The organism is Armatimonas sp. (assembly GCF_031410135.1).
In the GTDB taxonomy this organism is placed as follows: Bacteria; Armatimonadota; Armatimonadia; order Armatimonadales; family Armatimonadaceae; genus Armatimonas.
Genome location: NZ_JANNYP010000762.1, coordinates 1 through 8,342, shown reverse-complemented (window position 1 = coordinate 8,342; position 8,342 = coordinate 1). Strand labels below are relative to the sequence as shown.

The 8,342-nt window shown below is 57.2% G+C and carries 9 protein-coding genes; 7 read left to right on the top strand and 2 right to left on the bottom strand.

From position 1 onward, the window contains the following. From RMO15_RS27905 to RMO15_RS27875, 7 genes are all read left to right on the top strand, one after another. A partial coding sequence (locus RMO15_RS27905) for a hypothetical protein (protein ID WP_309720675.1) occupies window positions 1-276 on the top strand: 276 nt, incomplete at its 5' end. After that, window positions 273-698 carry a globin domain-containing protein gene (locus tag RMO15_RS27900; protein ID WP_309720672.1) on the top strand — a complete coding sequence of 142 codons (426 nt, stop codon included), beginning with the start codon at window positions 273-275 and terminating at the stop codon, window positions 696-698. The genes RMO15_RS27905 and RMO15_RS27900, both read left to right, overlap by 4 nt. Window positions 699-813: 115 nt before the next feature. Then, window positions 814-3,243 carry a hypothetical protein gene (locus RMO15_RS27895; protein ID WP_309720669.1) on the top strand — a complete coding sequence of 810 codons (2,430 nt, stop codon included), beginning with the start codon at window positions 814-816 and terminating at the stop codon, window positions 3,241-3,243. Between the two features lie 213 nt (window positions 3,244-3,456). Then, a complete protein-coding gene (locus tag RMO15_RS27890) occupies window positions 3,457-4,584 on the top strand; it encodes a CsgG/HfaB family protein (RefSeq protein ID WP_309720666.1) in 1,128 nt (375 codons plus the stop codon). Window positions 4,585-4,612: 28 nt separating this feature from the next. Further along, window positions 4,613-5,038, top strand: a complete 426-nt coding sequence (locus RMO15_RS27885; RefSeq protein ID WP_309720663.1) for a globin domain-containing protein — start codon at window positions 4,613-4,615, stop codon at window positions 5,036-5,038. A gap of 86 nt (window positions 5,039-5,124) precedes the next feature. Then, window positions 5,125-5,601, top strand: coding sequence for an RNA polymerase sigma factor (locus RMO15_RS27880; protein ID WP_309720659.1), 477 nt, complete (start codon window positions 5,125-5,127; stop codon window positions 5,599-5,601). Further along, a complete protein-coding gene (locus RMO15_RS27875) occupies window positions 5,598-6,761 on the top strand; it encodes a hypothetical protein (protein WP_309720657.1) in 1,164 nt (387 codons plus the stop codon). The genes RMO15_RS27880 and RMO15_RS27875 overlap by 4 nt, the downstream gene beginning before the upstream one ends. A gap of 2 nt (window positions 6,762-6,763) precedes the next feature. Here RMO15_RS27875 and ilvA read toward each other — a convergent pair whose 3' ends face one another. Further along, window positions 6,764-7,978: a threonine ammonia-lyase gene (ilvA, locus tag RMO15_RS27870; protein WP_309720654.1), complete on the bottom strand. Its 1,215-nt coding sequence runs from the start codon at window positions 7,976-7,978 to the stop codon at window positions 6,764-6,766. Window positions 7,979-8,013: 35 nt separating this feature from the next. Then, the coding region (locus RMO15_RS27865) for a hypothetical protein (RefSeq protein WP_309720651.1) at window positions 8,014-8,342 on the bottom strand (329 nt) is incomplete at its 5' end.

Sequence of the window (8,342 nt, the reverse complement as noted above, 5' to 3'; positions counted from 1 at the left end):
AAAGAAGCCACTCAGGCTCCTACTCTCTCTTCCTCTCTCTCGCGTCAGCGCGTGGCAGCTCACCTCTGGGGAACTTTTCTGCGCCTAGAGGAACTCCTTCAGCCACAGCAACAGTACGACTTTGAAGATCCCTTCGATGACGATCTAAAGCAGCTCGAAGAAGCGCTGGGCACCGAGCTATTTCAGTCAGAGCGAGACCGAGCCCTCAAGTACGAGCTGGCTGAGGCGGTCTTGATTCCCCAGCTTTACCCCGAATCGGAAGAGGCATCACCATGACGGAGTCTCAAAAAGCACTCCTGCGCTCCCTCTTGGAGAGGGCACTTATCCAAAATCCCAAGGACACCCAGACGCTGGCCGCGCTGTTCTACCAGCGGCTCTTCACCGTCGCTCCTGGCGTTCGCCCTCTCTTTAGTAATAAGCTCAGCCTTCAGGAGGCAAAGTTCACCCAGATGCTGGAGTCACTCCTCAGCAACCTGGATCGCCTAGACAACCTGGTGCCAGTGCTCTGGCAGTCGGGGCGCAACCATAAGCTCTATGGGGCAGAAGAGGCGCACTATGCTGTCGTCGGGGAGGCACTTCTCTACGCTCTGGAGGCAAAGCTCGGCGCGGAGCACATCACCGACGAAGTCCGGGCAGCCTGGAAGGCATTCTATGACTTGGTCGCACTTATCATGCAGGAAGCTGCAAAAGAAGCCTAAAAAATAACTCGTAAATTTGATTTTTCACGGTTTTCTCACGGTAGATTCACAGGCACTTTACGGTAGCCCCCTATGATGGGGACAACTTTAAACCCTGACCTAAGGAAACCTGAAAATGAAAACTCTGAACTTTCGACAACTCGCCCCCCGTGCTCTGGTAGCACTTCTCCCCCTCGTACTGTGTAGCGCCAATCCGGCTGCCTCCCAAGGCGTTCAAACGAGCGGCGCAGCTAAAGTGGGAGTGAACACTGTCCCGCAGGAGCCCAAGTCGTTTGCTTTCTCGCCTAAGCGACCCCGACTCGTCGTGCTGATGCATGGCGTGACCAATCGCCCGACAAGCGCGCCCTACGAGGGAATTGATACCCCACTGCACGCACGCTGGTACTGGGGCATGGATCTTATCCAAGCGCTCATGGGAGCCCCCGGACGAGATCAGGTGAAGGTCATTCAGCACTACCCTGAGTCTGCACAGGCACTAGCAGGAGATTGTGGTGTCACGCTGGATGCGGCCCCGACGACTATAGAAGATTATAACCCTGCCAACTGGTCGTATGCGGGATCGGTGGTAGGCGGGAAAGTCTATCCCCCTGCGAAGGACCCGCTTGTCGAGCTGGGATTTGGCCCGAAGCATAAAATCCCTGTGGAACCTGACGAAGAGCCCGACCCCAAGGAAACACCTGCTCCCAAGACAACACCTACTCCCACGGTGCCCCCTAAAACAAATTTTGCCCCCGTGATCCTTCCCTATAGTAATCTTCTTTTCCTCCGCCACGAGGGGGCTTCAAAGGCTGCGCAGAGAGACCCTAAGGCTTACGTAGAAGCGATGTTCCGACAGTCCGACAACCCGACTACCGGGGTAATGGTGACCTACCGCGATGGCTCCAAGCACCTGATGCTACAAGTGGGGGAGGCGATTGAGCAGATCTACGACACCTACCAGCGCACTTTTGGGCACCTGAGTGAGCCGAACCAACCACAGCTCTACCTCGTGGGGCACAGCTTTGGGGGAATTGTGGCACGTGCGATTCTGACCAACCCGACAGGGCCTGACCTTTTTGGGGGAAGTCTAAACCCAGATCAGCGGCGCAAGGCGGACTTTATCCGCCGCCGTGTGGTGCATGTGACGACTATGGGAACGCCGCATACCGGCACCCCGATGGCGGAGATGTGCCCCGATATGGATAAGGTTCTCAAGCTGGGTTCCGCGATCTTACCCAATGACGCCAGCCTAAAAAAGTACCCCGTTTTGAATGCCATTACGCCTGATTTCATCACACGAAACCTCGTTGAGCTTCAGGGTGCGCTCACGGATGCGGTCAAGTCCGCTGGGGGAGACCGCGACTCGCTGGTGGATATCAAGCGCATGGCGGAGTACAACAAGGGGCTCCTCTCTCCTGAGAAGGCAGTGCGCGTGGATGGAAGCATCGTGCCGTTCTACACCATGGGGGGACGCAACCCAGGAGGACTGTTCTTTGACCGAAAGCGTGCTCCGTTTCTCACGGGGGGGAAGATGCGCCCCCACAACTTCTTTGACATCATGGAGGGGGAGCGCTTTGCCACAGATGCCGGGTCACTCTTTATCATCGAGTCGCTCCTGCATCGGATGGGCTACGGTGCTGAGAACACGAGACCTTGGGGGAAAACCGCTATCCCTGAGGCTGATCTTGTCGGCTCACCAAATAAAGGTGTCGGCTCCAATATCTCACGTGCCCAGGGAGTGACTGTCGTCTGGCCGAGCCTGGTGGCCGGGACGGTCTATGATATCCTGACCGCTGGTGAGTATTCCCCCACCCCTGATGGTGAGAACGATACGGATGGATTCTGTGGTTTTGACTCCTACAGTGGTCTAGGAGTGACGGGTGGTGTGAGCAAGCCTTGGTGGTGGAAGGGGCTCTACGGGAGCCGCTTTGGAACACGGATGCCTTGGGATACGGACAACCATGGCTCCGAGATGTTCAATGTGGGCAGTGGGCTTTGGATGCACAACGAGCTGATTCGCAATGCAGGACCGATCGCTGTACAAGGCTCTGACCTGAGTGCCTGGGCTCCCAATAGCACCAAGAACCTGGCACCTACTCACAGCGTCAAGGTAGATATTACGGAGGTCTACGATGTTACTGGCACATTAGATAAAGTCGATCTACCTTTACTTGGAGAAGTAGGTACTCAGGCAGATTTCTCCGTAACTGTCCGAATCGCGGATAAGGTAGAAACTCTTAAGTGGGATGATGGTATGCGTACGACCAAGGAAATTAAGAGCAGTGCCAAGCAGGGCTTGCCACAATCTGTGATTCCAATCTGTATCTCTGTCATCGATCGCGATACGGGCAGCCCAGACGACGACTGTGCGATCTCCTCGGTGGTGGGACGGGATAACATCTATGTCTACTTCGATACACGCACCAAGCGTGTCTACGGAGATGCCAACGGAGCTGCGGGTGAGGAACTCACTGTGGCTGGCTACGGGGCGCTGAAGTCTAATATCAAGGATCGGGAGGCGGTCTACAACCGGGTTCGGTTGAAGTTCAAAGTCACCGGTAACTAGGCAGGTAGCCAACTTTCATGCATCCCCAGGCGACTGCCTGGGGATGTTTTTCTTTGTCCACGGTACCCACCCCATTTCGACCACGATTTGGTCTCTGATGGGCAGATACGATGCTCCTTGAAAGCATAAACAAATCCGAAAAAAGATCCTCATTTTTATTTTTCACGGTTTTCTCACGCTAAGTTCACTGGCGCTTTACGGAGAGGGCCTAAGATGGGGACAACTTTACAACCAATCGGTGAGGAACCTAAGATGAACATCAACAACAACAAGACGATTTTTGCGCTCACGGCGCTTGCAACACTGCTCGTCGGTTTCCCAGGAATCTGTCAGGCCCAGCCCCCCGCAGAGGCGACCAAAGCTGCCGCCGAAGCCCCCAAGACAAAGCGCGTGATGGTCGTGACGTTTCAGCAGCTAGATCGCAAGATCAAGGATAACATCCCGTTGGGCCAGGAAATCGCCGATCGCGTGACACAGGGGCTGGTGATGCGAGGAGCCCGCGTGGTGGAGCGTGCGGATCTCGCTGCCATCGAGAAAGAGCGGGGCCTGATCTCCGGCAACGGTGATAAAGCGGCGGTTCTGGAACTGGGCAAGCTCAAGGGAGCCGCAGTGGCTATCATGGGCAAGATCACCGAGTTTGGCATCGTCGAAAAACAAAGCTCGGCGAGCGGTGAGGTTGTCAAGTCTGTGCTTGGCAGGCTCAAGCCCGTCAAAGACAAAGTGGGGGGCAAGCCTTTCGAGCTACGGGTGAGCATGGATGTTCGCCTCGTGAGTATCGATACCGGTGATATTCTAGCCGCCTCCAGTGTGCTGGTGACTGAGGGCACGGATGAGAGCGATATCAACACGCTGCTGAGCAAAGGCTTCGGGAGTGCGGAGCTGCTCAAGCTCGGTCTTAATTCGGTACTAGGGAACAAGAACAAGACGGAAGAGGCTCAGACTCCTCCTCAGCCCGCCGACAAAAATACAGCATGGAACGAGTCGCAGGCGGGCAAGTGCACCGAGCGCGCCGTGCAGCAGCTTGTCGCACGGCTGATGGAGAAGATCCCTCTCGCCTCCGAGAACGATATCGAGGACATGAAAGTTAGTGCGCTTCAGTTCCAAGGGCTGGGCGACTACAGCGAGGCCACGCAGATTGTCGCCGTGCTTGAGAAGCTCGCGGGGATTGCCGGTGCCGAGCTCAAGAACTATACCCCAGAGCTGACGGAGATCACGGTGCGGGGCAGTGCCAAGGCGCTCAAGAGCATCGTAGGGAGCCTACAAGCCGATGAGTCGCTGAAGGGTTTTAATCTGCGGGTGGTGAGCGCCAACCAGGACGGTGTGGTCTTTAAGAAAGGCTGATGCTACCGTCTTACGGAGGAGGACAGAGATGACGGAGTCACAAAAAAGGCAGGTACGGGAGCTTTTAGAGGGCGCACTGGCTCGTGAGGCGGCTGAGGAGCAGACCCTGGCAGCTCTCTTCTATAGTCAGCTCTTTAAGGTCGCACCCAAGACCCGCGCCCTCTTTCATAATCGTCTCTGTGTCCAGGAGGTCAAGTTTACTCAGATGTTAGAGGCGCTTCGTGAGGGGCTGGATCGCCTGGACAACCTAGTGCCGATTCTATGGCAGTCGGGGCGCAACCACAAGCTCTACGGGGCACAGAGCGCCCACTATGTTGTCGTGGGAGATGTTTTGCTCTGGGCACTGGAGCAAAGGCAAGCCCCTGTACCGCTGACTGAGGAGACACGCGAGGCTTGGCAGGCGTTCTATAGTCTTGTCTGCCTGATCATGCAAGAGGCTTCCCAAGCCGCCTGACGAGACAAAGTGGCACGCTTGTGGGGAGTATTTTTATTTTTGAGACAACAAAATAGCCTACAATCTCCACTAACTCTCTGATAGCCATGCTCACGCCCGACCCCGCGCTTCTTCTGGAGCACAAAGACCGAATCTACCGCCTCGCCTTGCGTCTGAGTGCGGGCTGCGTCGCGGAGGCGGAAGACATCACACAAGAGGCGCTGGTGGCGGCTCTCAAGACCCTGCCGCTCTTTCTGGGCAAGGCACGGCTCACCACCTGGCTTTACACGGTCACGGTTCGCACCTGGCGAGCCCATCAGAAACGCTCGCCCCTCAAGACCGAGTTGCTGGACGAGCGTACACGAGCCGTACCCGAAGACATCGCCCTGCGGCTGGACTTAGACCACGCCATTCGCGCTCTGACTGAAGTCCAGCGTGAGGCGTTTATCCTAGTCAAAGCGGAGGGCTGGACCCACAAAGAGGCCGCCAAGATTCTAGGCGTGCCCCAAGGAACCGTCCAGGCCCGCGTTTTTGAAGCCACGCGTCGCCTGCGTGAGCTGTTATCGGAGGAGAGTATCAAATGACCGAAGAAGAACTGGAGCGCCAAGCCCGCCTCTGGCATGTGGAGAACACCCTGGCCGACGAGAAAGTGCAAGCTGTCCGCACACAGCTCAAGGCAGCTCTTCCCGCCGCCCGTACCCGCCGCCGCTGGCAAACGGGGGGAATCGTCGCGCTGGCACTCACGAGTGTGCCGCTGGGGGGAGCTTTGGTTGTCGCCCTCAGTGTCGATCCTCTCGTCGCCCAGACACGCATTGAGCTACTGCAATTTCCTGAGGATCTGCAAGCGATCAATGGGTTCGCTTTAGCGACTGACGGTACTGTCGCTGGAGAGTGTGCGAAAACAAGAGGTGACGAAGGGCTAGGTGGGGCGGCTTTCGGAAAACAGTACCTCATGTGGCCCCCTGGCAGCTCCGTCGCAGAAACACTTCGTGTGCCAGGAGCAACCTTGAGGGGGGTGAGGGACTTCCTTCCCAGCGGCGAGCTGGTTGGGCTGATCACACAACAAGATCAGTGCTCGCGGATCGTTCTCTGGCAGCAAGGGAAGTGGCAAACTCTCCCGCCACTTCCGGGCTATTCAAGTACATTTCCCAAAGTAGGCTCCAATAGTTTAAGCGTTGTCAGTGTTTCGCAAGGACTGATCGGCTATAGCGCGACCGAGAAATCCCCCCGTAGACTCCAAGCAACTCTGTGGCGTAATGGTAACCCGGAACCACTTTCGAAAGGCTTCTTGCAAGAGTCACCTTGGGCGAACAATACAAAGGGGGACTTTCTGCTGAACACGTGGAAAGGTATCCCGCGCCACATTGGGGACGATAAAATCCTCATTGGGGAGCTGGAGCGCGAGGGCAAGGAGACAACAGTGGGACTCTGGACTTCTCCGACAGCACAGCCTCAACCACTCTGGGAACAGTCTTCTCCCATTAGTAAGTTCCCGTTCCGTTATGCAGATCTTGATGCAGAGGGAAAGGTAGTGGGAGAGATGAAGAACCCCCTCACCGGCGCCATTACGCCTTTTATCTGGAAGGCGGGACGCTACCGCGACCTGCAAACCTTGCTTCCCCCCAACTCAGACTGGATTCTTCAGGGAGCCATGCGGGTCGCGGGGCGAACGGTGATCGGCATGGGGCAGTACAAGGGCAAACCTGCTGTTTACCGCATGACACTCCCCCCTGGCTGTCCGTAGACTCAGTCCAGCCGCCGCACAGGATAGCCGCCACTCTGGAGGCTGGCCTCAAGACGCGCGATGTGCTCTTCGCCGCGTACTTCGATGAGCATCTCGACTCCCGTGCGACCGTAGGGAATCTCGGCACTGATGCGGTTGTGGGTCACTTCCATGACATTGCCGCCCGCTTTGGCAATCGTGTCGAGGAGCGCGGCGAGGCCACCGGGGCGATCGGGGCACGACGTGAAGAAGTGGAAGTAGCGGCTGGTGCGGATCATCCCGCGCTCGATCAGATCCGAGAGGAGCTTGAGGTCAATATTGCCGCCGCAGAGAATGCACGCCGTCTGCCCCACCCCGAGATTCGGATGCGCGAGGAGCGCCGCCAGCCCTGCCGCACCCGACGGCTCCACGAGCACCTTCATGCGAGTGAGCAGGAGCAAGATCGCCTCGGCGATGCGCTCATCGCTGACAGTCACGATATCGTCGGCGAGGGTCTGGATGTACTCAAACGTGCGCTCGCTCGGAGCCTTGATCGCAATCCCGTCGGCGATGGTGTCGCACGGGGTCAGGCGCGGCAGGAGCTTCCCCGCGTGAAACGACTGCGCCGCCGCGTTGGCCCCGGATGCCTGCACTCCAATAATGCGGCAGTGAGGTCGCGCCGCTTTTACCGCCCGCGCCACACCGGAGAAAAGCCCGCCTCCGCCGATGGGAATGATCACCGTGTCCAGCTCGGGCAGCTCATCGATTAGCTCCAGACCCAGCGAGCCCTGGCCCGTGATAATGCCGTCGTCGTCGTAGGCCGAGATAAAGACCGCGCCGGTTTCGGTAGCTCTCGCCTTTGCCGCCGTCACGGCCTCATCAAAGTTCGCGCCCTCGAGAATTACCGTCGCGCCGTAGCCCTCGGTGGCTTTCACTTTGGCAATACTCGCCCGCTCCGGCATAAAGATCGTCGCCGCAATATCCGCCATCCGCGCCGCCAGTGCCACGCCCTGCGCATGGTTTCCCGCCGAGGCCGCGATCACCCCCCGCGCCTTTTCTTCGTCGGTCATCATCGCGATCCGCCAGGTCGCCCCACGAATCTTAAACGAGCCTGTCGCCTGCAGGTTCTCCATCTTCAGGTGCAACCCCACGCAGCCCGTCTGCGCCGAGACCGCCCCCGACGTATAAAGCGGCGTCCGCCGCACTCTCTCCCGCACACAGCTCTCGTAGGCGTGGCGGATCATTTCAGGTGAGACCATGAATCGATTATACCCGGTTCCCGCCGCCCTAACTTTTAGGGAGGACTTGCACAGTAGGGGGGAATAATTGCGCGCAAGCTACTATTGTAGAAAAAGCCGGTACCCGCAAAAGCAGCACCCACTTCAGGATAAAATAAAATCCCAATAGTCCTTTTATTTTCCGGCTTTCCGACAGGATTGCCAGCAGAATCGGTTACTTGCGGGCTACTATCCGACACACGTATTCGTATAGACTTCGCGGCAGTAATATCCTGTCTCTTCGGCAGCTCAGATTTAACGCAATCAAAGATAGGGTTCCTTAAGTCCGCTACGAGACCGCGTTCTGAAAGGATATTATTGTAATGATTTTGCGAATATTGAAAAA